Here is a 22,315-nt window from a genome sequence, read left to right on the forward strand (position 1 = left end):
GGATATGCCACTGTATATAGTCGCGATATCGGTTGACTACCGAGTGTGGTTATCGACCATAAGTCAGGCGAAATCAATATGCCAAACGGTCTAGATAGCTATCTAGATAAAACTGCTACAGGGGCAATGCCGCAGGAGCGGCTTCGGAATGGCGGATTTCACGAACCCCATGCTCTGCGGTAGAATGCCGCCCCTATGAGCGCTCTCCAACTTTCCGTCGTCATCCCCGTCTATAACGAAGAGCAGGGCCTGCAGGCCCTCTTTGACCGGTTGTATCCCGCACTGGACAAGCTTGGCATCGATTACGAGATCATTTTTGTCAACGATGGCAGCCGCGACCGTTCCGCCGCCATCCTGCGCGAACAGTTCCAGAAACGGCCCGATGTGACGCGTGTGGTGCTGTTCAACGGCAATTTCGGCCAGCATATGGCGATCATGGCAGGCTTCGAGCACTGCCGCGGACAGCGCATCGTTACGCTGGATGCCGACCTGCAGAACCCACCTGAGGACACCGGCCTGTTGCTGGCAAAAATGGACGAGGGTCATGATTATGTCGGTTCCATCCGCCGTCAGCGCAGCGACAGCATGTGGCGGCATGTCGCTTCGCGCGCCATGAACGGCCTGCGCGAAAAGATCACCCGCATCAAGATGACCGACCAGGGCTGCATGTTCCGCGCCTACGACCGCAACATCATCGACGCGATCAACAGCTGCAAGGAAGTGAACACCTTCATTCCGGCGCTAGCCTACAGCTTCGCGCGCAATCCGGCCGAGGTGGTGGTTGGGCACGAAGAACGCGCGGCGGGCGAATCCAAGTATTCCATGTATAGCCTTATCCGCCTCAACTTCGACCTGATGACCAGCTTCTCGCTGGTGCCGCTGCAGATGTTCTCCATGCTGGGCATGCTGATCTCGGTATTTTCCGGTTTTTTCTTCGTGTTCCTGGTGATCCGCCGTCTGTGGATCGGCCCCGAGGCGGAAGGCCTGTTCACCCTGTTTGCGCTGATGTTTTTCCTCATCGGCATTGCGCTGTTCGGTATCGGATTGCTGGGCGAATACGTCGGGCGTATCTACCAGCAAGTGCGTCATCGGCCGCGCTATCTGGTGGAGGCCTTGCTGGAACAGCAGACTGACGACAAGCCCAAACGTGCGCGCAAGCCCAAAGCTGCGACTGAACCTGCAACCGACCTGTTCGCGGACGGCGAGGAATGAGCAGGGCGCCGATGAGCGATTTGCGGGAAGCCTGTGATGAGTAAAGCAGTTGTGTTTGCGTATCATAATGTCGGCGTCCGCTGCTTGAATGTTTTGCTGGCGCACGGCGTGGATGTGGCGCTGGTGGTGACCCACCGCGACAATCCGAAAGAGACCATCTGGTTCGAAAGCGTACAGAAGCTGGCCGAATTGCATGGCATCCCGACCATCACGCCGGACAATCCGAACGTGCCTGAAGTGGAAGAGCAGATACGCGCTTTGCAGCCGGATTTCTTCTTTTCGTTTTACTACCGCGAGATGCTGAAAGCCCCGCTGCTGGCCATTCCCAAGCGCGGTGCGCTGAACATGCACGGTTCGCTGCTGCCGAAATACCGCGGACGCGTGCCGGTGAATTGGGCGATAATCCGCGGCGAAACGGAAACCGGCGCCACGCTGCACTACATGACCGAGAAGCCGGACAACGGCGACATCGTGGCACAGCAGGCAGTGCCCATCCTGCCCAATGACACGGCGCATGAAGTGTTCCAGAAGGTGACAGTGGCGGCAGAGATGGCGCTGAACGATGTTATACCTTCGCTGCTGGCCGGCAAGGCACAGGCAGTGAAGCAGGATCTGAGCAAGGGTGCCTATTTTGGCGGGCGCAAAGCGGAAGACGGCGTCATCAACTGGTCGCAGTCGGCGCAGGAGATACATAACCTGGTGCGCGCCGTGGCGCCGCCGTATCCCGGTGCGACGACTCTGGTGATGGGCAAACCCATGCGCATCCTGCAGACGCTGGTGACTAAAGACGTAACGACCGGCAAAGAACATCCTGCCTTCTATGTTAAAGAAGGCAAGGCGTATGCGATCTGCGCAAGCGGTGTGCTGCGCGTGGTGCGTTTCGAGCTGGATGGTGTCGAAATGAGTGCCGCAGGATTCGCAGCGAAGTACGGCGCGGAAAAGTTTGAGTTCAATCGTTGAGGAAATAAAAATGAAGAAAGTACTGATCCTGGGTGTGAACGGTTTCATCGGTCACCATCTGTCCAACCGTATTCTGGCCACCACCGACTGGGAAGTCTATGGCATGGATATGAGCACCGACCGCATCTCCGACCTGATCGGCAAGCCGCGCTTCCACTTCTTTGAAGGCGACATCACCATCAACAAGGAATGGGTCGAGTACCACGTCAAGAAATGCGACGTGATCCTGCCGCTGGTGGCGATCGCCACACCGGCCACCTACGTGAAGCAACCGCTGCGCGTGTTCGAACTGGACTTCGAAGCCAACCTGCCTATCGTCCGCGCCTGTGTTAAGTACAACAAGCACCTGGTGTTCCCGTCCACTTCCGAAGTCTACGGCATGTGCCATGATGAAGAGTTCGATCCGGACAATTCCGAACTGATCTGCGGCCCGATCAACAAGCCGCGCTGGATCTACTCCAACTCCAAGCAGCTGATGGATCGCGTGATTTGGGGCTACGGCATGCAGGACAACCTGAACTTCACCCTGTTCCGTCCGTTCAACTGGATCGGTGCTGGTCTGGACTCCATCAACACCCCGAAGGAAGGCAGCTCGCGCGTGGTGACCCAGTTCCTCGGCCACATCATCCGCGGCAACAACATCAGCCTGGTCGACGGCGGCCACCAGAAACGCGCCTTCACCTACATCGACGACGGCATCGACGCGCTGATGAAGATCATCGACAACAAGAACGGCATCGCCACCGGCAAGATATACAACATCGGCAACCCGTCCAATAACCACTCCATCCGCGATCTGGCCGATATGATGCTGAAACTGGCGAACGAGTACCCCGAGTACAAGGATTCCGCCAAGAACGTGAAGATCGTCGAAACCACTTCCGATGCCTACTACGGCAAGGGCTATCAGGACGTGCAGAACCGCGTGCCGAAGATCACCAACACCTGTGAAGAGCTGGGCTGGAAGCCGACCACCACCATGCCGGACACCCTGCGCAAGATCTACGACGCCTACCGCACCCAGATCGCCGAAGCCAAGGGCCTGGTCGACTAAAAGCAGGATACAGGAGGCGGGATACAGGATACGGCACCGCGCCCCCTATATCCTGAATCCAGTATCCCGTTTCCTGTATTCCGAATCCTGTTATGAAAAAGATCGCCCTCAAGATCGATGTGGACACCTATCGCGGTACGCGTGAAGGTGTGCCGCGTCTGGTGGAAGTGCTGCAACGTCATCACGCACAAGCCAGCTTTTATTTTTCCCTGGGACCGGACCATACCGGACGCGCCATCAAACGTGTCTTCCGCCCCGGTTTCATGAAAAAGGTGTCGCGTACCTCGGTGCTGGAGCATTACGGCTTCAAGACATTGATGTACGGTACTTTGCTGCCGGGGCCGGACATCGGGCGCAATTGCGCAGACATCATGCGCTCGGTGCGCGATGCCGGTTTCGAGGTCGGCATCCATTGTTACGACCATATCCGTTGGCAGGACCATGTGGCAGCCAAGGATGCCGACTGGACCAAGCGCGAGATGCAGCGCGCGGTAGACCGCTTCACCGAGATATTCGGCGAGGCACCCAGAGCCCATGCTGCGGCAGGATGGCAGACCAATCGGTATGCCTTGCGGCAGACACAGCATCTGGGTTTCGACTACAGTTCCGATACGCGCGGCACGCAGCCGTTCATCCCGACCTGGGATGCCGAGATCATCGCCTGCCCGCAATTGCCCACGACCTTGCCGACGCTGGACGAACTCATCGGCCGCGACGGCATCACCATGGAGAACGTCGCGCAGCATCTGCTGGACATCACCGGCAAACCATCGCAAACCGGCCATGTCTATACCCTGCATGCTGAGCTGGAAGGGCAGAAATGGATGCCGATCTTCGAACAGCTGCTGCAAGGCTGGCAGGAGCAGGGCTACCAACTGGTTTCGATGCGCGAATATCTGCAAGGCTTCAAGCCTGCCGATCTGCCCCGCTATGAAGTCAAAGCGGGTACGGTCGATGGCCGTAGTGGTATGCTGGCGGTACAAGGTCAGAACGGCTAAAGATTCCTCCAAGGATGCCGTTAACTCCTTTGCTACGTAGAGGGGGGATGCATGCAACAGCAGAACGTGACAGGACTGGACGGATGGGTCGACTTCCTGAGCGGGGCCAACCTCCCTGTGCTCAAGCAGACCTCGCGCGACCTTGCGGCACTGCACCAGGATGAGAACAAACTCAGTGCACGAACCGTCGCCCAGACGATCACGGTCGATCCGATGATGACGGTAAAATTGCTGCGTTACCTCCAGCAGAACAAGCGCCGCAGCCAGACCAGCGAAGTACTGCAGGTCGAGCAGGCGCTCATCATGCTCGGCGTCGAAGCCTTCTTCAACAAGATCCCCGCCCAACCTACAGTGCAGGATCTGCTCAATGGGCAGATGGATGCGCTCGTCCACCTGTTGCATGGGGTACACCGTGCGCACCGTGCTTCGGAATATGCCTACGATTGGGCGGTGCGCCTGAACGACCTGCATTACGAAGAAGTGCGCGTGGCGGCATTGCTGCACGATCTTGCCGAGATACTGATGTGGTGTTTTGCACCGCAGAAGATGCTGCAGATACGCGCCATCCAGAAGCAGGACAAGACATTGCGCAGCCGTGCCGTACAGGAGCAGGTGCTCGGATTCGCCCTGGCCGATCTGCAAAAGCAGCTGGTGCAGAAATGGGAGCTGCCGAAACTGTTGCTGATGCTGATGGACGATGCGAACGCCAATCTGCCGCGCGTACGCAACGTCCAGCTGGCAGTCAACCTGGCCCGCCATTCAGCCAACGGCTGGGACGATGCGGCGCTTCCGGACGACTACAAGGACATCGGCGAACTATTGCGGATCAGCGCCGAGCAGGCAATGCTCATCGTCGGTGCCCAGGCAGGGATCGTGTGCGACCTGAGCAAGCCGCACTGATTCTTAGCATTCCTTATCCCTGAATCGGCTCAATCCTTGCCAAACAGATCCCGGCTGTAGACCTTGTCCGCCACATCGCGGATGTCGTCGGTGATGCGGTTGGCCACGATGACATCGGCTTCCTTCTTGAATTGAGCCAGGTCGTTCACTACCCTGGAGTGGAAGAACTCCGTATCCTTCAGCGCAGGTTCATACACGATGACCTCGATCCCCTTGGCCTTGATGCGCTTCATGATGCCCTGGATGCTGGATGAGCGGAAATTGTCCGAGCCGCTCTTCATCACCAGGCGGTGGATGCCGACCACCTTCGGGTTACGCTTGATGATGCTGGTCGCCACGAAATCCTTGCGCGTGGTGTTGGACTCGACGATGGCGTGGATCAGGTTCTGCGGCACATCCTGGTAATTCGCCAGCAGTTGCTTGGTGTCCTTGGGCAGGCAATAGCCGCCGTAGCCGAACGAGGGATTGTTGTAATGGTCGCCGATGCGCGGATCGAGGCAGACGCCCTGAATGATCTGCTTGGTATCCAGGCCATGGGTGGCGGCGTAAGTGTCCAGCTCGTTGAAATAGGCCACGCGCATGGCGAGGTAGGTGTTGGCGAACAGCTTGATCGCTTCGGCCTCGGTGGAGTCGGTGAACAGCACCGCGATATCCTGCTTGACCGCGCCCTGCCTGAGCAGGTTGGCGAAGGTCTCGGCGCGCTTGGAGCGTTCGCCAACCACGATGCGCGACGGATGCAGGTTGTCGTACAGCGCGCGGCCTTCGCGCAGGAATTCGGGCGAGAAGATCAGGTTGTCGCACTTCATCTGCTGCCTGAGCTTGGCGGTATAGCCGACCGGGATGGTGGACTTGATGATCATCACCGCCTGCGGGTTGATGGCCTGTACGTCCCTGATCACCGCCTCGATGGACTTGGTGTTGAAGTAGTTGGTTTCGGGGTCGTAATCGGTGGGCGTGGCGATGATGACGTATTCCGCACCGGTGTAGGCTTCCTGCTTGTCCAGCGTCGCCTTGATATTGAGCTTCTTGTGTGCCAGATAGTCCTCGATCTCCACGTCCTCGATGGGCGACTGCTTGCGATTGAGCATCTCCACCTTTTCCGGAACGATGTCGATGGCCACGACTTCGTTGTGCTGGGAAAGCAGGATGGCGTTGGAAAGGCCTACGTAACCGGTACCGGCAATGGCAATTTTCATGGGTTGAAAGTCAGCTTACTGTAAAAACTATGGCGCGCATTATACGCGATGACAGCTTTCAGTAATCTTTCAACCATCTTTCAGGCGTTTGACAGTGCCCTTTCGATCTTCGCATCCGCTTCAGCAGCCAAGGCGGTCAGTTTGGCGTCGCCCAGTACCGTCATCATGCTGGTCGGCTTGATGAATTCGACCGACATCTTGCCCGGCGCAACCTCGCGTATCACCGCGTTGCAGGGCAACAGGCTCGCCACATCGCTGTTCGCAGTGTAAGCCTCGTAAGCCAAGTTGGGGTTGCACGCGCCCAGGATCACGGTGGGGATGACCTCCTTGCCAGTCTTTTCCTTGATCTTGCTGTGCATGTCGATGCGGGTGAGGATACCGAAGCCTTCGGCAGCCAGCGCCTTGGTGGCGCGCTCGATGACGTGATCAAAGCTGTCATTGATCACACGCTTGAAATTGATGGTGGTCATATTCGTTCTCCGAAATGAATCGAGAGCTAATCATAGAGCAAACGACTATGCGGCAACACTGGGTCGTAACAGGGTCATTCCGTGCGCGTGAGCGCAGCTTGATAAAGCGCGAGGTCGCTCGCCGAGAAACAGCAGAAGATCACTTCCTGCAAGGAGCAGGGTGAGCGCAGGAAATCGCGTACCGCCGCGACCGCCACTTCGGACGCCTGATCCGGCGGATAGCCATAGACACCCGTGCTGATGCAGGGGAAGGCGATGTTGGCAAGTTGTTGACTGGCGGCGAGGGCAAGACTTTCGCGGTAGCACGAGGCCAGCAGCTTCACTTCGTTTTGCGTGCCGCCATGCCATACCGGCCCCACGGTATGGATGATGAATCTGGCTGGTAACTTGTAGCCACGCGTGAGCCGTGCCTGCCCGGTCGGGCAACCGCCCAGCGTGCGGCATTCCTGCAACAGCTCGGGGCCTGCCGCGCGATGGATGGCACCATCCACACCGCCGCCGCCGAGCAGCGAGGAATTCGCGGCATTGACGATGGCGTCGACATTCAGTTGGGTGATGTCGGCCTGGATGGCATTGAGGGTGGTCATGATTTTTCGTTGATCACATCGAGCACCGTTTGCGCCAAGTCAGGCGCAAGACAATCCAGTTCGATGATGTCCGGTGTGGAGCGCAACCAGGTAAGCTGGCGTTTCGCCAGTTGCCGCGTGGCGGCGATGCCTTTTTCCAGCAGCTCGGATTCGGTGATCTCGCTCTCCAGGTATTCCCAGGCCTGGCGGTAGCCGACGCAGCGCATTGAGGTCATGTCGCGGTGCAGCGGGTATTTCGCACGCAGGCCACGCAGTTCTGCTACCAGTCCCTGTTGCAACATATCCGCAAAGCGCGTGGCGATGCGCTGGTGCAGCACGGCGCGGTCGGAGGGGATAAGCGCGATAGAAAGGATGCGATAAGGGAGGTCACCGGCAAACTGACTCCCTCGCCCTTCGGGATAACCAGCGACTTGCCCGCTCGCGGGCTTAGTCGAATGGCTAGTAGTTTCATCAGAGGGCTGGGGTGAGGGTGATTTCTTGATCAGCACCGACATGGGCTGCCCACTGACAAGATAAATCTCCATCGCGCGCTGGATGCGTTGCGTGTCGGTGGCGTGCAGGCGGGCGGCGGTCTCTGCATCTACCTCGGCCAGTCTGGCGTGCAGATGTTCGATTCCATGCTGCGCGATGATTTCATCCAGTTTGATGCGCACCTCGGCATCGGCTTGCGGCAGCGGACTCAGACCCTCGCGCAGTGCCTTGAAGTAGAGCATGGTGCCACCGACCAGCAACGGAATCTTGCCGCGCGCGGTGATGTCCGCCATCAGGCGCAGCGCGTCGTGGCGAAAGGCCGCAGCGGAATACGCCTCGGTCGGGTCAATGATGTCTATCAGGTGATGCGGTGCGCGGGCCAGCGTGGCGGCATCCGGCTTGGCCGTGCCGATGTCCATGTCGCGGAATACCAGCGCGGAATCGACGCTGATGAGCTCCACCGGCAGATGTTTGACCAACTCGATTGCGACGCCGGTCTTGCCGCTGGCGGTGGGGCCCATGAGGAAGATGGCAGGTGGCAGAGCGCTCATACCAAATCGCTATCGCGCGTTTCCTTGATGAAGAACACGGCCAGCAGGCTGATCGCCGCGGCAGAGGAGATATATGCGCCTACCCAGGCAAGCCCGCCGTGCAGAACCAGTTGCTGCGCGATGTATGGTGCAAGCGAAGCACCGAGGATGCCGCCCAGGTTGTAGGCGGCACCTGCGCCGGTATAGCGCACGGCAGTGGGGAACAGTTCCGGCAACAGCGCACCCAGCGGTGCATAGGTTGCCCCCATCAGGAACAATTCGAGACTCAGGAATGCAGTGATCAGCACCGGCGAACCGCTGCCCAGCATCGGTGCGAGCAGGAAGCCGGACAATAATGCCGCGCTGCCAGCGACCAGCAACACCCGGCGACGGCCGTAACGATCACCCGCCATCGCGGCAAGCGGCGTAGCCGCCGCCATGAACAATATCGCGATGCACAGCATGAAGAGGAATTGCGATCGCGGGATACCCAGTGTCTTGACGCCGTAACTCAAGGCGAACACGGTGGACATGTAGAACAGCGCGTAGCACACCACGATGGACAGCGCACCCAGCAGCAGCGGCGCGGCATGCTGCGACAACAATTGCGACAGCGGAAATTTCACTTGCTGCTGTGCTGCCAGTGCTTTGGCGAATACCGGCGTTTCGGCAAGCTTCAGCCGCACATAGAGCCCGACCACGACCAGTGCTGCGCTGGCGAGGAATGGGATGCGCCAGCCCCAGGCGCGAAACTGCGCATCGTCGAGCAGCTCAGCCAGCAACAGGAAACCACCGACCGCAAACAGGAAGCCGACCGAGGGACCTAACTGCGGGAACATGCCGAACCAGCCACGCCTGCCCTTGGGTGCATACTCTGCCGCCAGCAAGGCCGCGCCGCCCCATTCGCCTCCAAGGCCGATGCCTTGGCCAAAGCGCAGCAGGCACAGCAGCGCGGGCGCGACCCAACCGACGGCTTCATAGCTCGGCAGAACGCCGATGAGCGTGGTGGAGATACCCATCACCAGCAGCGATGCCACCAGCGTCGTCTTGCGCCCGATGCGGTCGCCGAAATGTCCGAATAGCAGCGCGCCGAAAGGGCGTGCGAGGAAGGCGATGCCGAAAGTGAGGAAGGCGTTCAGCGCCTGTACCGCCGGATCGCTGTTGGGAAAGAAGATCGGCCCGATCACCATCGCCACGGCGAGGCCGTAGATGTAGAAATCGTAGAACTCGATGGCGGTGCCGATGAAGCTGGCGAAGGCGATGCGGGTGGTGGAAAAAGATGTGGAAGGCAAAATAGATTCCAATTTCTATTTTGGTTGAGCGGGCAACAAAGGCATTAATACATTCGACATTAATCTTGTTTGAATACTGTTCATGTTGTCCGCCAACGAATACATATCTTCTAGCGAGACAACTGTTAGTGTTTCAAGTCGCTCATAACGCTCCAGAAATAGTTTTCCAACTGCAGGAAGACCGTCTTTAACTGTCCAGACTTGATGAACGTAGACCGCACGCTTATCAAACGCTGCCTTAATTGCGGCACATATTTCGGTTACTTCACTTTTTAGCTGTGGAGCTCTGAGCTCAACTAATGCTTTCAATATTTCAGTTAATTCACTTATTCGCATTTTCCCCGTGAATGCTCTTCCGGTATTTGAATCCAGACCGGAAATGTGCCAAATCACAGTCCTAATTAAAACTTCAATACTGGATGAGCTGACAGCAATTTGTCCGATTGCTTCTTGATAAGCCTTTGGGGGCCAACTCCAATTCCTTTTAGTCGAGGCATTTCTAATTAGATCAAGTGCAAGTGAATCAACTGGTGGCGTGCTAGCAATGGCTTTTGCCTCATCTTCTGTTATTGCAACCATATCGTTTTCAATATGGGAATCTTGCGAGCCATCTGACTCGAATGCAAAAACCTGCCATTTACTTGGAATGTTCTTTTTGTAGTATTTCATTATCTACTGTCCTTAATGCCGAATGATTACTTCCCACGCATAAACATCGCATCCAGTTCTGCCAGCGTCATTTGGAACCAGGTCGGCCGTCCATGGTTGCACTGGTCGGCGCGTTCGGTCTGTTCCATCTCGCGCAGGATGGCGTTCATCTCGGGCAGGGAGAGTTGCTGGTTGGCGCGCACGGCGGAATGGCAGGCGAGGGTGGCGAGCAGTTCGTTGCGGCGTTCGGTGAGGGCGCGCGATGCGCCGAAGTCGCGCAGTTCGTGCAGCACTTCGCGCGCGGCGGTTTCGGCATGCGATTGCTTGAGCATGGCGGGCATGGCACGCACGGCCAGAGTGTTGGTGGAGATCGGGGCGATGTCGAAGCCGAGCTTATGCAGCGCTTCCTGTTCTTCTTCGGCAGTGGCGACGTCCAGTGCTTCGGCGGCGAAGGTGACCGGGATCAGTAGCGGCTGCGTCGGCATCTGCTGGGCGTCGAAGGCGGTCTTCAGCCGTTCGTACACGATGCGTTCGTGCGCGGCGTGCATGTCCACCACTATGAGGCCTTGTTGATTCTGGGCGAGGATGTAGATGCCGGAGAGTTGGCCCAAGGCAAACCCCAACGGATGCGCATCCTGTTGGGGAGCGGCGCTTTCCTGTTCGCGCACCACGGCGGCTTCTTCCCAAAGTTTGTAGGCGGCTTGCGGCTGGGCGGCGCTGAATGTCATCGTTTGCTGCTGGATGGGGGCGAACGGTTGAGGTTCTTCCCTCACCCCAACCCCTCTCCCAGAGGGCGAGGGGCTTGTAGCTGATTGGTTTGAAGCGGTACTGCCCATCGTCGCGCTCAGCGCATCCTGCAAGGCATGGAACACGAACTGGTGGATGCCCTGGCTCTCGCGGAAGCGCACTTCGCTCTTGGCCGGGTGCACGTTCACGTCCACCTGTTCCGGCGGCATGTCGAGGAACAGCACGAAAGCCGGGTGGCGCTGGTGGTGCAGGATGTCCTGGTAGGCCTGGCGCACGGCGTGCATCAGCACCTTGTCGCGCACGAAGCGGCCATTGACGAAGAAGTATTGCTCGTCGCGCGTGGAGCGTGAATAGGCGGGCAGGGCGGCGATACCGTAGAGGTGCAGCGGGCCGATCTGGCGTTCGACATTCACCGCGTGCTGGCCGAATTCGGGGCCGAGGATGGCGGTGATGCGTTGTTGCAGGGAGTGCTTTTCCTCACCCTCAATCCCTCTGATGGAACTACTAGCCAATCGGCTAAGCCCGCGAGCGGGCAAGTCGCTGGTTATCCCGGAGGGCGAGGGAAGACCGCCAAAACCCTCGCCCTCTGGGAGAGGGTAGGGTGAGGGAGTGCTCTTTGAAGCGGCCAGTTGCCACACCATCTTGCCATTGTGCTGCAGCGAGAACGCCACATCCGGTCGCGACAGCGCGATGCGCTTGAACGTCTCTTCGCACCAGGCGAACTCGGTGCTCTCGCTCTTGAGGAACTTGCGCCGCGCCGGGGTGTTGAAATACAGCTCGCGCATCTCGACGCTGGTGCCTTGGGGATGTGCCGCGGGCGTGACGTCGCTTTGCGTGCCGTCTGCCGCCTCGATCTTCCAGGCATGGGCAACATCGGCGTTGCGGCTGGTCAGCGTGACTTGCGCGACGGCGGCCATGCTGGCCAGCGCTTCGCCGCGGAAGCCCATGCTGGCGACACGCTGCAGGTCATCGAGCGAGGCGATCTTGCTGGTGGCGTGGCGCATCAGCGCCAGCGGCAATTGTTCCCTGGCGATGCCGCCGCCGTTGTCGCGCACCACCAGCCGCTTGATGCCGCCACCTTCCAGTTGCACGGCGATGTCCGTCGCGCCTGCATCCAGGCTGTTTTCCAGCAGTTCTTTCAGCGCCGAAGCGGGGCGTTCGATCACCTCGCCGGCGGCGATCTGGTTGATGAGCAGGTCGGGGAGTAATTGGATGGAAGACATGGGCGAGGATTATAGCGGATAGGGTGGATGAGCATTTTGATGTTCCGATAAATTGCCGATTTTCAGGCTGCGACATTTTGACGCGCGACGATTTGTCACATTCCCGCGATTGAAGGAGGTCTTTAGTATCCGCCCCGATTCAACAACGACAATCACAGGGGAGTATATGAACAAGAAAACATCTGTCTTGAGCGCGATGCCGCTCGTGTTGTCCATGACGCTTGCATTGCCCGGTCATGCCGAGGATGCACTGCCGGTTGCAGGTTCGGGAAAGGATGCCGGGAACAACAAGATACTGGATGAGGTGTCGGTGACCGCAACGCGAGAAGCTCGCACGACACGCGAAGTGCCTCAGGCCATTGCGGTGGTCGGCAAAGACAAGATCGAAAAGAAACGCATGTTCAACCTGAAGGAGGCGCTGGAAGGCATACCTGGCGTCCAGGCGGACAGCAAGAACGGCGGGTCGGATGTGCGTCTGTTCATACGCGGAGCAGGTGTCAAGGCCGTGTACGGTATCCGCGAGATCATGGTGTTGCGCGACGGGGTGCCGGTGACCGACCCGGACAGCCTGACCCGTCTTGATTTCATCGACATGCAGGACATCGAACGTGTCGAGGTGAGCAAGGGCCCGGGAAATATCTACAGCACCGGATCGTTCGGCGGTGCCATCCAGATCATTTCCAAGTCGGTGTTCGACACGAGCGGCAACGTGGCCCGCATCGGCGTGGGAGAGCAGGGCGCCAAGAACCTGCACTTGCGCTATGCGGGTATGGCCAATGAGAGCAACGCGCTGGCGATCACCACTTCGTTCCGGAAGCAGGACAATCCTTGGCGCGTCAGGAACGTCTCCGATTCCAAACAGCTAGGGTTCAAGCATGGCCTGTTGCTGGACGGTGGCGCCACGCTGGAAAGCGAATTGACCTATGCGAATTCCAAGATGCAGTTGCCGGGCGGGATGGACCTGGCTGGTTTCACCAGTTTCCTGGCAACGGGAACGCAGACCACACAAGCGGGAATATGGAAGAATTCCAAGCGCGATTCAAGAGTGTGGTCGTTCAATTCCAAATATGAGAAAGAGATTGGCGACTGGACGTTCAAGCCGCGAGTCTATGCGAACTGGTGGAAGCACTACCATCCGGTCACCGGCCTCATCAACGACACGGTCAACTGGACCCAGACGATCGGAACCGACATCGAAGGCCAGAATAAACACAGTCTGGCTGGCATGTCGGGCTCGCTGGTTGCCGGGGTGACGTTGCGCCAGGTCGGCAACAGCGATTCGCGCCAGTATCAATATCGGGATGTGGCCAAGGCGGGTACCAGGATCATCGCCACTTTGTCAGATGTCGAAGGTGCGCTTGCCAGCCAGCAAAGCTACACCGACACCGTCAAGGGGATATTCATGCAGGAGTCACTGCGTCCGACCGAGCGCTGGCTAGTCGATGCGGGCATGCGCTATGACCAATCCAGTTTCTCGATGACGACCAACGAGATATCGAAATTCAATTACGCCACGGCCACCTATGCGGCAGGTGCAGGGGTCTTTCAAACCAACAAGAGCTACAACCTGCCATCCAGCAAGCTGGGCGTGACATACAAGGCGACCGAGTCAGTCAACGTGTATGCCACCATCGGCCGCAGCAATCAGTTGCCGGCGAACGCCGAGATCACTGCGAACCCGAACCTGACCGTGGCGACCTCGACCAACTACGAGATCGGCATGAAAGCGCGGACCGATGACTGGTTCGGCAATATCGCTGTGTATAACAATAAGCTGAACAACGAGATCGTCAGCGTCAACACGGGCGGGACGCAATCCTTCGTCAATGCGGGCAAGACCAGCAAGCAGGGCCTGGAACTGGATGGCGGCTATCGGGTTGTGAAGAATGTGGAGGTGGGTGGGCAGTTCAACTACAGCAACTACCATTACACATCCTTTAGCGAACCGGTGGGCGCCACCAACGCAGTGCGCGACGGCAACCAGCTGCCGTTCATTCCCAAGGATCGTTACGGCGTGTATGTCGATTACAAGCATCCTTCCGGCATCAGCGCGCGCGTGCAATCGAATTTTTCCGGTGAGTATTATGTCGACAATGCCAACAGCCAGATGTATGGCGGTTACCGCGGGGTGGTCAGTGCGTCGCTGGCTTATGAGACCGGGCCGCATTTGTTCAATCTGAGTGCCGAGAACCTGACCAATAAGTACTATGCGATGGAAGTTTCAAAGACGACTACGGGCACGGTGACTTACTCGGCTGCCTCGCCCCGCGTGATCATGGCCAGTTACTCGCTCAAACTCTAGGTCGCTGGAGAGAAATGATCATGATCAAAAAGATGAATGGGGTGGCGATCGTGTTGCTGGCCTCGGCGATGCCACTTGCGCAGGCAGACGATCATGCTGCGATGATGCATGGCGGACATGATCATGCGGCGATGATGGGGATGCAGGCGAAAGCGGTTGCATGGACTTCCTTCCCGATGCTGAAGACTGTCACGAGCGGCGCGAGCCGTAATCTGGCGGTGACGAGCGCCGTGCCACAGAACATCGTGGTGGCCAGTGTCGATGCATGGTCCAACGATTTGCAGGACGAGCATGCCCATCGCCAGCTGACGCTGGATATGTCGGGCGCAAAGCTGGTCAACTTCGCAAACGGCGGCTTCTACTGGTTATCTGGTCGCGAGGAGCAGGCTGGCAAAGTGCAGGTCGCTTCCACGGTGTACTACAACGGCGAACGCAGTGCGAAAGATCCCACCGCGATGTTCATGCAGCAGAAACAGGAACTGGAGATCATCCCGCTGCCTTTCCCGAAAGAACACTCGCGCTACCGGGCCAAAGAGGACTGGAAGTTCGTGGTGCGCTTCAACGGCAAACCGCTCGCCAATCAGAAAGTCGAACTGGAAACCACGAACGGCAGCAAGTCCGAATTGGTGACGGATGCCTTGGGAATCCTGGCTTTGCATGTGCCGGACGACTTCAAGGCGGAATCCGGACAAACGACAGCGGGCAATCATGGCCACGACATGGCGGGTGCGGAGTTTGTGCTGGCGACCAATCATGCCGAGGGAGACAGGAACTACCTGACCGCATTCAACAGCAGTTATGGCAAGAATGCTTTCGACAATCGCAGTATTGCATTGGGGCTGGGCTTCACGGTGCTGGGCATGATCGGTGCCGTGCCGCTGCTGCGCCAGCGAAAGAGTGGACGGCAGAACAGGGAGGTTGGAGATGCTTAAGACTTTGTTTCCGACGCTGGGCCGGTTTCGTTTCACCGTGCAGATCGTCATGCTGTTCGTCACCGTTTATGGCGGCGAATTGCTGGGCAGTTATTCAGTGGATCGTATTTCGCAGGCACTTCCATCGCTGTCTTGCGCCTACGACAAGGTGACAGGAGATCACTGCATCCTGATCGTCACCCAGCATCAGTTGCATCATCGCATCGGCGAAGCGCTGACCCGGATCCAGGACGTGACACTGAAGGTGTTCATCCCGACGCTGTTCTCGGTGGCGATCTTCTTCACCTTCTTCTTTTTCCTGAACAAGGCATTCTGCGGCTGGGTCTGTCCGATGGGTACGGTGCAGGAACTGCTGTTCCGCATCGGGCGCCGCCTGGGGCGTCCGCTCAGTCGTTTCGATTCGAATAATGTCGGCAAGGTGCGACCGGTCAAGTGGCTGATGTTGCTGGTGCTGGTGCTCGGTTTGCCATTGCTTGCAGGGATGGGTGTGGCGCCGAGCGAGGCTGGTGATCCGTATTGCCAAGTATGTCCGGCGCGCCTGGCGACCACCTTGCTGACTGCCGACAGCGAGCAGATCGCCGTGCGCACTTCCAGCAACATCACTTTCGTTCTCGGGGCACTGGGCAATGCGCTGTTCGGTTTCGTCATCATCGCAGCCTTGGCGGTGCGGCTGCCGTTCTGTCGTATCTGTCCGTTGCTGTCGTGGAACGCGCTGTTCCAGAAACTGTCGCCGATGCGTCTGGTGAAGAAGCAACACGAGAAATGCGAGAAGTGCGGCGTGTGCGCGAAAGCCTGTCCCATGGATATCCACGAGATCGGCAGCGAGCACGGCAGCAAGGCATTCCACGAGGACTGCACCTTGTGCGGACGCTGCGCCGAATATTGTCCTGACGACGATGTGATCCAGATCAGGTTCTTCGGCATCAGGCTGTTCGGCTCTTCACGAGAGTACTACAAGAGCCGGGTGAAGCGGGAATCGCCGGAGGGAATGCCAAAGAAGCGGGTCGTCAATATCCAGTTGGTCAAACCGGAAGCAGAAAATGGATGATTTCCTGGACCCTGCGCTGTTGCGAGTACAGGCTTCGTTGTGGGGTGTCTGGCTGCTCGGTGTCTCATTGGGGCTGACCGCCTGCACCGCCACCTGCCTGCCGTTCATGGGCAGCTGGGTGCTGGGGCGCGGCGGTACGCAGATCCAGCTGCTGCGCGACACAGCCCTGTTCGTGGCGGGGCGCATACTGGCCTATGCCTTGCTGGGTGCGATCGCGGCCGGGGCAGGGACGTGGCTGGCGCATGTGCTGCATGGGGGTGTGGGCAATCTCATCATCGGTTCTGCTTCGATAGCGGCAGGGGTGTGGTTGCTGCGTTCGGGCGTGGCACACGCGCCGTGCAATGCGGCACGCAATGCCGGCACCACACCTCCGTTGCTGCTCGGTTTTTCCCTGAGCCTCACACCTTGCGCGCCATTGGCTTCGCTGCTGGCGGTATGTGCAGCGGCGGGCAGCATCGGTTGGGGAGTGGCGAACGGCGTGGCATTCGGCCTGGGCGCAGCGCTGACGCCGCTGTTGATCCTGTTGCCGCTGGTCAGCCTGTTGGGCAAGAACCTGCGCGAAAATCGCGCATGGATCACCCGCTGGATACGCTGGGGTGCGGCGACTGTGCTGGTATTGCTTGGCTTTAGACGCATCCTGCTGGCGCTTTGAGTATCCCCCGGATGGTCACCTTTGGAGAGCACTGGTAGGATGTCAACACTTCAAATCTCGCTGAACCCTTTCATGGCAATACCGTACTCATTTCCTTCCATGCCGGAGCGGTCTCCGTTGCAAGAGCGGATCGCTGTGGTCGGGTTGGTGATCTTGTTGCATGCGCTTCTGTTCGCGGCTTATTGGCTGCAACCGGAGCCTCCTGCAGTGGCAGTCAACGAGATGTCGATCTCGTTTGCCAATATGCAGATGCAGCAGGCCGATGTGTTGCCCCAACCGAAGCCCAAGCCAAAGCCGCGCGACCCCGATCCGCAACCGGCAGAAAGATCCGCGCTGGATAAACCTGCGGTAAAGGAAGAAGTGCGGCCGGTTCAGCAGGACGCCACTCCGCCTTCGCCGGTGGTGCTGGATACGGAGCCGGACTACAAGGCCGATTACCTGAACAATCCGCGGCCACCTTATCCGTTGGTGGCGCGGCGCATGGGCTATCACGGCAAGGTGGTACTGAATGTCGAGGTGCTGGCCGAGGGCAAGGCGGGCCAGGTTCTGCTGTATCAAAGCTGCGGTCACGATGTACTGGACAATGCCGCATTGCAGACGGTGAAAACGTGGCGCTTTGCACCTGCCCGCCGCATGGGCCAGCCAGTCACGCAGTGGTTTCTGGTTCCCATCAAGTTTTCTTTAGAGGATAGCGCAGCATGAGCAATCTGTTTTCCATCAATTCCCCCATCGTTTCCGCGACGCTGGCCCTGCTGATTCTGTTGTCCATCGTGACGTGGTCCATCGCGCTGTTCAAGCTATGGAAGCAGTGGCAGGCCAAGCAGCATGACCGGGAGTTCAATGAGTGCTTCTGGGCGGTGCGCGAGTGGGGCGATGCGGAGAAGGTGGCGCGAAACAGCCAGGGCGACATTGCGCGCCTGGCACAGGCGGGATTTGCCGAGTTGAAAACCTTGAGTGCAGACCAACAGGACCTGAAGCATTCCGGTGCGCCGCAGGATGTGCTGGAGCGCATGTTGCGCCAGCAATTGCAGAACATCCAGCGTTACCACGAGCGCGGCCTGGCGGAACTGGCATCTATCGGTTCGACTTCACCCTTCATCGGGTTGTTCGGCACGGTGTGGGGCATCATGCATGCGCTGCAGGACATCGGCAGGAGCGGTTCGGCTTCGCTGGACGTGGTGGCCGGCCCCATCGGTGAGGCTTTGATCGCCACGGCGATCGGTATCGCTACGGCACTGCCGGCGGTGCTGGCCTATAACTTCTTTCTCAGGCGTCTCAAGGTACATGTGACCGATCTGGAGAATTTTGCCCATGACTTTCTGCGGCTGGCGCAAAAACACGATTACAAGTTGTGAGGTACACATATGGCATTCGGCAACTCTTCGCAGGACGACAGCATGATGAGCGAGATCAATGTCACCCCGCTGGTGGACGTGATGCTGGTGTTGCTGGTGGTGTTCATCATCACTGCACCGCTGCTGGCACCGCAAGCACTCAAGGTCAACCTGCCCAGGACCGAATCGGTCGCGCATGACGACAGGGTGCAAAAGCTCAGTCTGGCGATCGATGCGCGTGGCGATGTTTCGCTCGAATCGGCCCACCTTTCTGATGCAGGTTTGGCTGAGTTGTTGAAACAGCGTGCAGCCGATCCGCAGTTCCAGTTGCAGATACAGGCAGACCAGGCGGTGAATTACGGCAGGGTGGCGCAGATCATGGCGATCGCGCAGAAAGCTGGAGTGGGCAAGTTGTCGTTCTTGACGATTGCCGGCAAGTGAGCGCAGGATATATTCGTCATTCGGGTGGTCCGGCAATAGTTTCGCCGGACCGTATTGCAGATGGCTGGCAAAGGAGGGTTGATATGAAGAATATTGCAATCGCATTGTTGTTGGTGTTCGGTGTTTCCGTGACCGGAAGTGTGTTTGCTTGCGATGGCAACAAACACGGTAAATCGATGTCCGGTACCAGCGCTCCAGCTGCACCGACTCCTGCCCCGGTCAAGTAGTTCGGGGTAGCGGCACACCTGACGGGGCCCGGGAAACCTGGCCCCGTTTTCATGTCCGGAAACGTCCTCATCATCTTATTTAATAAGAAGAACTTCAGCTGGATTCTGTTGTTTATATGTTAACAATGCCGCGCGGTCGAGTAATAAGCTCGTATATAATCGCCGCCGAACAAAATTTGCCCGGTTCGCCGGGTGTCTGGCAGTAGCGCGTTAACAGGAGGGCTTCATGCGTATAGGGATTCCTGCGGAAACACATGCAGGCGAGACACGGGTCGCTACTACACCGGAAGCGGTGAAGAAGATGCTGGCAGCCGGCCATCAGGTATCTGTGCAAACAGGGGCGGGTGCCGGGGCAAGCATTCCGGATTCTGAATTTGAGGCCGCTGGTGCCAAGCTGGTCGGTGCTGCAGACATATATAGTCAGTCCGAGATCGTTCTCAAGGTCAGGGCGCCCAGTGCAGATGAACTTGCCAAAATGAACAAGGGTACGGTGTTGATCGGGCTGCTTGCGCCGCATCAGGCCGACCTGGTCGCGGCTTATGCCAAACAGGGCATTGCCGCTTTCGCCATGGAAAGATTGCCACGTACGTCCCGCGCACAAGCCATGGACGTGCTGTCGTCGCAAGCCAACATCGCCGGCTACAAGGCGGTGATCGTCGCTGCCGGCCTGTACAAGCGTTTCTTCCCCATGTTGATGACGGCCGCCGGCACGGTGAAGGCCGCGCGCGTGGTGGTGCTGGGTGTCGGCGTCGCAGGTCTGCAGGCCATCGCGACAGCCAAGCGTCTGGGCGCGGTGATCGAAGCTTCCGATGTGCGTCCGGCAGTGAAGGAACAGGTGGAATCGCTGGGTGCCAAGTTCATCGACGTGCCTTACGAGACCGACGAAGAGCGCGAAGCTGCGCAGGGCGTGGGCGGTTATGCCAAGCCGATGCCGCAAAGCTGGATGGATCGGCAAAAAGTGGAAGTCGCCAAGCGCGTGGCCATGGCCGACGTGGTCATCACCACTGCGCTGATCCCCGGGCGTCCAGCACCGGTGCTGGTTAGCGAAGAGATGGTCAAGGCCATGAAGCCGGGTTCGGTGATCGTGGACCTGGCAGCAGAAGCTGGCGGCAACTGCCCTCTGACCGAACTGAACAAGACCGTGGTCAAGCATGGCGTGACGCTGGTGGGCGATCCCAACCTGGCTGGCTCGGTGGCGGCGGATGCATCGGCCTTGTATGCGCGCAACCTGCTCAACTTCCTCAATCTGTTGTGCGACCCCAAGAATGGCGGCGCCATCAACATCAATCGTGAAGACGATATCATCGCCGGTTCGCTGATCGCGATCGACGGCGCAGTCGTCACCAAATAAAGGAGCGTGAAATGAGTGGAGTGGATCCTGTTGTTCTCAACTTGACCGTGTTCATCCTGGCGATCTTCGTCGGTTACCACGTGGTGTGGAATGTCACCCCCGCGCTGCACACGCCGCTGATGGCGGTGACCAATGCGGTGTCCGGCATCATCATCGTCGGCGCGATGCTGGCCGCGGGGCCAAAGGAACTGGATGTAGGTACCGTACTGGGACTGGTCGCGGTGACGTTGGCGGCGGTCAACGTGTTCGGCGGCTTTCTGGTCACCCAGCGCATGCTGGATATGTTCAAGAAAAAGGGCAAGTAAATGTCAGCCAATTCCGTTGCTCTAGCTTATCTCGTCGCTGCCGTCCTGTTCATCCTGACACTGAAGGGACTGAGCTCCCCGGTCTCCGCACGTCGCGGCAACATGTTCGGCATGATCGGTATGGCCATCGCCGTACTGACTACATTGAGCTTGACGCACAATGTAGCCTACATCCTGATCGCGATCGCCATCGGCGGCAGCATCGGTGCGGTGGTCGCCAAGCGCATCCAGATGACGGCGATGCCTGAATTGGTCGCGGCGATGCATTCGCTGGTCGGTCTGGCTGCTGTGCTGGTCGCGATGTCCGCATTCAAGAATCCGGTCGCTTACGGCATCGCCCTGCCCGGCGAGATCCTGCATGCCAGCAATCGCATCGAATTGTTCATCGGTACCTTTGTCGGTGCGATCACTTTCACCGGTTCCATCATCGCATTCGGCAAGCTATCCGGTCGCCTGTCCGGCAAGCCGCTGCGCTTCGCCGGTCAGCACTGGGTGAACCTGGCATTGGGCATCGCGATGGTCGGCTTCGGCATCGCATTCTTCATGAGCCCGAGCTGGACGCCGTATCTCGTCATGACTGCCATCGCGCTGTTGCTGGGTGTGCTGCTGATCGTGCCGATCGGCGGCGCGGACATGCCGGTGGTGGTGTCCATGCTGAACTCCTATTCCGGCTGGGCTGCAGCGGGCATCGGTTTCACCCTGAACAACAACATGCTGATCATCGCCGGTTCGCTGGTGGGCAGCTCGGGTGCGATCCTGTCCTATATCATGTGCAAGGCGATGAACCGTGCCTTCCTGAACGTGATCCTCGGTGGTTTCGGTGGCGAGAGTGCAGTGGCGGATAGCGGCGATGCCGTGCAGAGGACCTACCGCAGCGGCAGCGCAGACGATGCCGCATTCCTGATGGGCAACGCCTCTTCCGTCATCATCGTGCCGGGTTACGGTCTGGCGGTCGCGCGTGCGCAGCATGCGATCAACGAAATGTCGCATTTGCTGACCGAAAAGGGTGTGAATGTGCGCTATGCCATCCACCCGGTGGCCGGACGCATGCCGGGTCACATGAATGTGCTGCTGGCCGAGGCGGAAGTGCCTTACGACCAGGTGGTGGAGATGGACGAGATCAACAACGAGTTCGCCGACACGGATGTGGTGCTGGTGATCGGCGCCAACGATGTGGTGAATCCCGCGGCCAAGAACGACAAGTCCAGCCCGATCTACGGCATGCCCATCCTCGAGGCGCACAAAGCGCGCACCGTGCTGGTAGTGAAACGCTCGATGGCGACCGGTTACGCCGGCCTGGATAACGACCTGTTCTATCTGGACAAGACCATGATGATCTTCGGTGACGCGAAGAAGGTTGTGGAAGACGTGATCAAGGCGCTCAGCTGACAAACGGGACTTCATTCATTCCGGGATATGACCGCACTGTAGTTCT

At 58.5% G+C, this 22,315-nt stretch carries 23 protein-coding genes; 16 read left to right on the top strand and 7 right to left on the bottom strand.

The window, feature by feature from the left end; genetic code table 11:
- Window positions 1–195 precede the first annotated feature (195 nt).
- From SLIT_RS06830 to SLIT_RS06850, 5 genes are all read left to right on the top strand, one after another.
- On the top strand, window positions 196–1,212 hold the full coding sequence (locus SLIT_RS06830) for a glycosyltransferase (protein ID WP_013029507.1): 1,017 nt from the start codon (window positions 196–198) through the stop codon (window positions 1,210–1,212).
- Between the two features lie 36 nt (window positions 1,213–1,248).
- Window positions 1,249–2,172, top strand: coding sequence for a formyltransferase (locus SLIT_RS06835; protein WP_013029508.1), 924 nt, complete (start codon window positions 1,249–1,251; stop codon window positions 2,170–2,172).
- A 10-nt stretch (window positions 2,173–2,182) separates the two neighbouring features.
- Complete coding sequence (locus SLIT_RS06840; RefSeq protein WP_013029509.1) at window positions 2,183–3,226, top strand: bifunctional UDP-4-keto-pentose/UDP-xylose synthase; 1,044 nt, start codon at window positions 2,183–2,185, stop codon at window positions 3,224–3,226.
- 92 nt (window positions 3,227–3,318) lie between these two features.
- A complete protein-coding gene (locus tag SLIT_RS06845) occupies window positions 3,319–4,224 on the top strand; it encodes a polysaccharide deacetylase family protein (RefSeq protein ID WP_013029510.1) in 906 nt (301 codons plus the stop codon).
- 51 nt (window positions 4,225–4,275) lie between these two features.
- The gene (locus SLIT_RS06850; RefSeq protein ID WP_013029511.1) at window positions 4,276–5,124 is read left to right on the top strand and encodes an HDOD domain-containing protein; all 849 of its coding nucleotides are present in this window, start codon (window positions 4,276–4,278) and stop codon (window positions 5,122–5,124) included.
- A gap of 29 nt (window positions 5,125–5,153) precedes the next feature.
- Here the strand turns inward: SLIT_RS06850 and SLIT_RS06855 are convergent, their stop codons facing one another.
- The 7 genes from SLIT_RS06855 to mutL all read right to left on the bottom strand — a co-directional run bounded on the left by SLIT_RS06855 (window position 5,154) and on the right by mutL (window position 12,288).
- Window positions 5,154–6,320 carry a nucleotide sugar dehydrogenase gene (locus tag SLIT_RS06855; RefSeq protein ID WP_013029512.1) on the bottom strand — a complete coding sequence of 389 codons (1,167 nt, stop codon included), beginning with the start codon at window positions 6,318–6,320 and terminating at the stop codon, window positions 5,154–5,156.
- 80 nt (window positions 6,321–6,400) lie between these two features.
- The gene (locus SLIT_RS06860; RefSeq protein WP_013029513.1) at window positions 6,401–6,790 is read right to left on the bottom strand and encodes a DUF302 domain-containing protein; all 390 of its coding nucleotides are present in this window, start codon (window positions 6,788–6,790) and stop codon (window positions 6,401–6,403) included.
- A 74-nt stretch (window positions 6,791–6,864) separates the two neighbouring features.
- The gene (locus tag SLIT_RS06865) at window positions 6,865–7,377 is read right to left on the bottom strand and encodes an O-acetyl-ADP-ribose deacetylase (RefSeq protein WP_013029514.1); all 513 of its coding nucleotides are present in this window, start codon (window positions 7,375–7,377) and stop codon (window positions 6,865–6,867) included.
- On the bottom strand, window positions 7,374–8,399 hold the full coding sequence (miaA, locus tag SLIT_RS06870) for a tRNA (adenosine(37)-N6)-dimethylallyltransferase MiaA (protein WP_013029515.1): 1,026 nt from the start codon (window positions 8,397–8,399) through the stop codon (window positions 7,374–7,376). Before miaA ends, SLIT_RS06865 begins: the two co-directional genes overlap by 4 nt.
- Window positions 8,396–9,670, bottom strand: coding sequence for an MFS transporter (locus tag SLIT_RS06875; protein ID WP_013029516.1), 1,275 nt, complete (start codon window positions 9,668–9,670; stop codon window positions 8,396–8,398). Before SLIT_RS06875 ends, miaA begins: the two co-directional genes overlap by 4 nt.
- 15 nt (window positions 9,671–9,685) lie before the next feature.
- A complete protein-coding gene (locus SLIT_RS06880) occupies window positions 9,686–10,339 on the bottom strand; it encodes a hypothetical protein (protein WP_013029517.1) in 654 nt (217 codons plus the stop codon).
- 26 nt (window positions 10,340–10,365) lie between these two features.
- A complete protein-coding gene (mutL, locus tag SLIT_RS06885) occupies window positions 10,366–12,288 on the bottom strand; it encodes a DNA mismatch repair endonuclease MutL (protein ID WP_013029518.1) in 1,923 nt (640 codons plus the stop codon).
- Window positions 12,289–12,454: 166 nt separating this feature from the next.
- Between mutL and SLIT_RS06890 the strand changes: the two genes are divergently transcribed.
- The 11 genes from SLIT_RS06890 to SLIT_RS06935 all read left to right on the top strand — a co-directional run bounded on the left by SLIT_RS06890 (window position 12,455) and on the right by SLIT_RS06935 (window position 22,269).
- A complete protein-coding gene (locus SLIT_RS06890; RefSeq protein ID WP_013029519.1) occupies window positions 12,455–14,590 on the top strand; it encodes a TonB-dependent receptor in 2,136 nt (711 codons plus the stop codon).
- 14 nt (window positions 14,591–14,604) lie between these two features.
- Window positions 14,605–15,522 carry a hypothetical protein gene (locus tag SLIT_RS06895; protein ID WP_041420798.1) on the top strand — a complete coding sequence of 306 codons (918 nt, stop codon included), beginning with the start codon at window positions 14,605–14,607 and terminating at the stop codon, window positions 15,520–15,522.
- A complete protein-coding gene (locus SLIT_RS06900) occupies window positions 15,515–16,570 on the top strand; it encodes a 4Fe-4S binding protein (protein ID WP_013029521.1) in 1,056 nt (351 codons plus the stop codon). Before SLIT_RS06895 ends, SLIT_RS06900 begins: the two co-directional genes overlap by 8 nt.
- Window positions 16,563–17,222: an urease accessory protein UreH domain-containing protein gene (locus SLIT_RS06905; protein WP_013029522.1), complete on the top strand. Its 660-nt coding sequence runs from the start codon at window positions 16,563–16,565 to the stop codon at window positions 17,220–17,222. Before SLIT_RS06900 ends, SLIT_RS06905 begins: the two co-directional genes overlap by 8 nt.
- A gap of 72 nt (window positions 17,223–17,294) precedes the next feature.
- Window positions 17,295–17,924, top strand: a complete 630-nt coding sequence (locus tag SLIT_RS15175) for an energy transducer TonB (protein ID WP_190272153.1) — start codon at window positions 17,295–17,297, stop codon at window positions 17,922–17,924.
- The gene (locus tag SLIT_RS06915; protein WP_013029524.1) at window positions 17,921–18,577 is read left to right on the top strand and encodes a MotA/TolQ/ExbB proton channel family protein; all 657 of its coding nucleotides are present in this window, start codon (window positions 17,921–17,923) and stop codon (window positions 18,575–18,577) included. The genes SLIT_RS15175 and SLIT_RS06915 overlap by 4 nt, the downstream gene beginning before the upstream one ends.
- A 9-nt stretch (window positions 18,578–18,586) precedes the next feature.
- Window positions 18,587–18,997 carry an ExbD/TolR family protein gene (locus SLIT_RS06920; protein WP_013029525.1) on the top strand — a complete coding sequence of 137 codons (411 nt, stop codon included), beginning with the start codon at window positions 18,587–18,589 and terminating at the stop codon, window positions 18,995–18,997.
- 83 nt (window positions 18,998–19,080) lie between these two features.
- Window positions 19,081–19,224, top strand: coding sequence for a hypothetical protein (locus tag SLIT_RS16080; protein ID WP_013029526.1), 144 nt, complete (start codon window positions 19,081–19,083; stop codon window positions 19,222–19,224).
- 226 nt (window positions 19,225–19,450) lie between these two features.
- Complete coding sequence (locus tag SLIT_RS06925; protein WP_013029527.1) at window positions 19,451–20,575, top strand: Re/Si-specific NAD(P)(+) transhydrogenase subunit alpha; 1,125 nt, start codon at window positions 19,451–19,453, stop codon at window positions 20,573–20,575.
- A gap of 11 nt (window positions 20,576–20,586) precedes the next feature.
- Window positions 20,587–20,880, top strand: coding sequence for an NAD(P) transhydrogenase subunit alpha part 2 (locus SLIT_RS06930; protein WP_013029528.1), 294 nt, complete (start codon window positions 20,587–20,589; stop codon window positions 20,878–20,880).
- On the top strand, window positions 20,881–22,269 hold the full coding sequence (locus SLIT_RS06935) for an NAD(P)(+) transhydrogenase (Re/Si-specific) subunit beta (RefSeq protein WP_013029529.1): 1,389 nt from the start codon (window positions 20,881–20,883) through the stop codon (window positions 22,267–22,269).
- Window positions 22,270–22,315 lie beyond the last annotated feature (46 nt).

It is taken from the genome of Sideroxydans lithotrophicus ES-1 (genome assembly GCF_000025705.1).
Taxonomy (GTDB): domain Bacteria; phylum Pseudomonadota; class Gammaproteobacteria; order Burkholderiales; family Gallionellaceae; genus Sideroxyarcus; species Sideroxyarcus lithotrophicus.

What these genes read in the sequence shown, in the direction of transcription:
- SLIT_RS06830 (WP_013029507.1), top strand. Translation starts at nt 196, where the DNA reads ATGAGCGCTCTCCAACTTTCCGTCGTCATCCCCGTCTATAACGAAGAG.
- SLIT_RS06835 (WP_013029508.1), top strand. Translation starts at nt 1,249, where the DNA reads ATGAGTAAAGCAGTTGTGTTTGCGTATCATAATGTCGGCGTCCGCTGC.
- SLIT_RS06840 (WP_013029509.1), top strand. Translation starts at nt 2,183, where the DNA reads ATGAAGAAAGTACTGATCCTGGGTGTGAACGGTTTCATCGGTCACCAT.
- SLIT_RS06845 (WP_013029510.1), top strand. Translation starts at nt 3,319, where the DNA reads ATGAAAAAGATCGCCCTCAAGATCGATGTGGACACCTATCGCGGTACG.
- SLIT_RS06850 (WP_013029511.1), top strand. Translation starts at nt 4,276, where the DNA reads ATGCAACAGCAGAACGTGACAGGACTGGACGGATGGGTCGACTTCCTG.
- SLIT_RS06855 (WP_013029512.1), bottom strand. Translation starts at nt 6,320, where the DNA reads ATGAAAATTGCCATTGCCGGTACCGGTTACGTAGGCCTTTCCAACGCC.
- SLIT_RS06860 (WP_013029513.1), bottom strand. Translation starts at nt 6,790, where the DNA reads ATGACCACCATCAATTTCAAGCGTGTGATCAATGACAGCTTTGATCAC.
- SLIT_RS06865 (WP_013029514.1), bottom strand. Translation starts at nt 7,377, where the DNA reads ATGACCACCCTCAATGCCATCCAGGCCGACATCACCCAACTGAATGTC.
- miaA (WP_013029515.1), bottom strand. Translation starts at nt 8,399, where the DNA reads ATGAGCGCTCTGCCACCTGCCATCTTCCTCATGGGCCCCACCGCCAGC.
- SLIT_RS06880 (WP_013029517.1), bottom strand. Translation starts at nt 10,339, where the DNA reads ATGAAATACTACAAAAAGAACATTCCAAGTAAATGGCAGGTTTTTGCA.
- mutL (WP_013029518.1), bottom strand. Translation starts at nt 12,288, where the DNA reads ATGTCTTCCATCCAATTACTCCCCGACCTGCTCATCAACCAGATCGCC.
- SLIT_RS06890 (WP_013029519.1), top strand. Translation starts at nt 12,455, where the DNA reads ATGAACAAGAAAACATCTGTCTTGAGCGCGATGCCGCTCGTGTTGTCC.
- SLIT_RS06895 (WP_041420798.1), top strand. Translation starts at nt 14,605, where the DNA reads ATGATCATGATCAAAAAGATGAATGGGGTGGCGATCGTGTTGCTGGCC.
- SLIT_RS06900 (WP_013029521.1), top strand. Translation starts at nt 15,515, where the DNA reads ATGCTTAAGACTTTGTTTCCGACGCTGGGCCGGTTTCGTTTCACCGTG.
- SLIT_RS06905 (WP_013029522.1), top strand. Translation starts at nt 16,563, where the DNA reads ATGGATGATTTCCTGGACCCTGCGCTGTTGCGAGTACAGGCTTCGTTG.
- SLIT_RS15175 (WP_190272153.1), top strand. Translation starts at nt 17,295, where the DNA reads ATGGCAATACCGTACTCATTTCCTTCCATGCCGGAGCGGTCTCCGTTG.
- SLIT_RS06915 (WP_013029524.1), top strand. Translation starts at nt 17,921, where the DNA reads ATGAGCAATCTGTTTTCCATCAATTCCCCCATCGTTTCCGCGACGCTG.
- SLIT_RS06920 (WP_013029525.1), top strand. Translation starts at nt 18,587, where the DNA reads ATGGCATTCGGCAACTCTTCGCAGGACGACAGCATGATGAGCGAGATC.
- SLIT_RS16080 (WP_013029526.1), top strand. Translation starts at nt 19,081, where the DNA reads ATGAAGAATATTGCAATCGCATTGTTGTTGGTGTTCGGTGTTTCCGTG.
- SLIT_RS06925 (WP_013029527.1), top strand. Translation starts at nt 19,451, where the DNA reads ATGCGTATAGGGATTCCTGCGGAAACACATGCAGGCGAGACACGGGTC.
- SLIT_RS06930 (WP_013029528.1), top strand. Translation starts at nt 20,587, where the DNA reads ATGAGTGGAGTGGATCCTGTTGTTCTCAACTTGACCGTGTTCATCCTG.
- SLIT_RS06935 (WP_013029529.1), top strand. Translation starts at nt 20,881, where the DNA reads ATGTCAGCCAATTCCGTTGCTCTAGCTTATCTCGTCGCTGCCGTCCTG.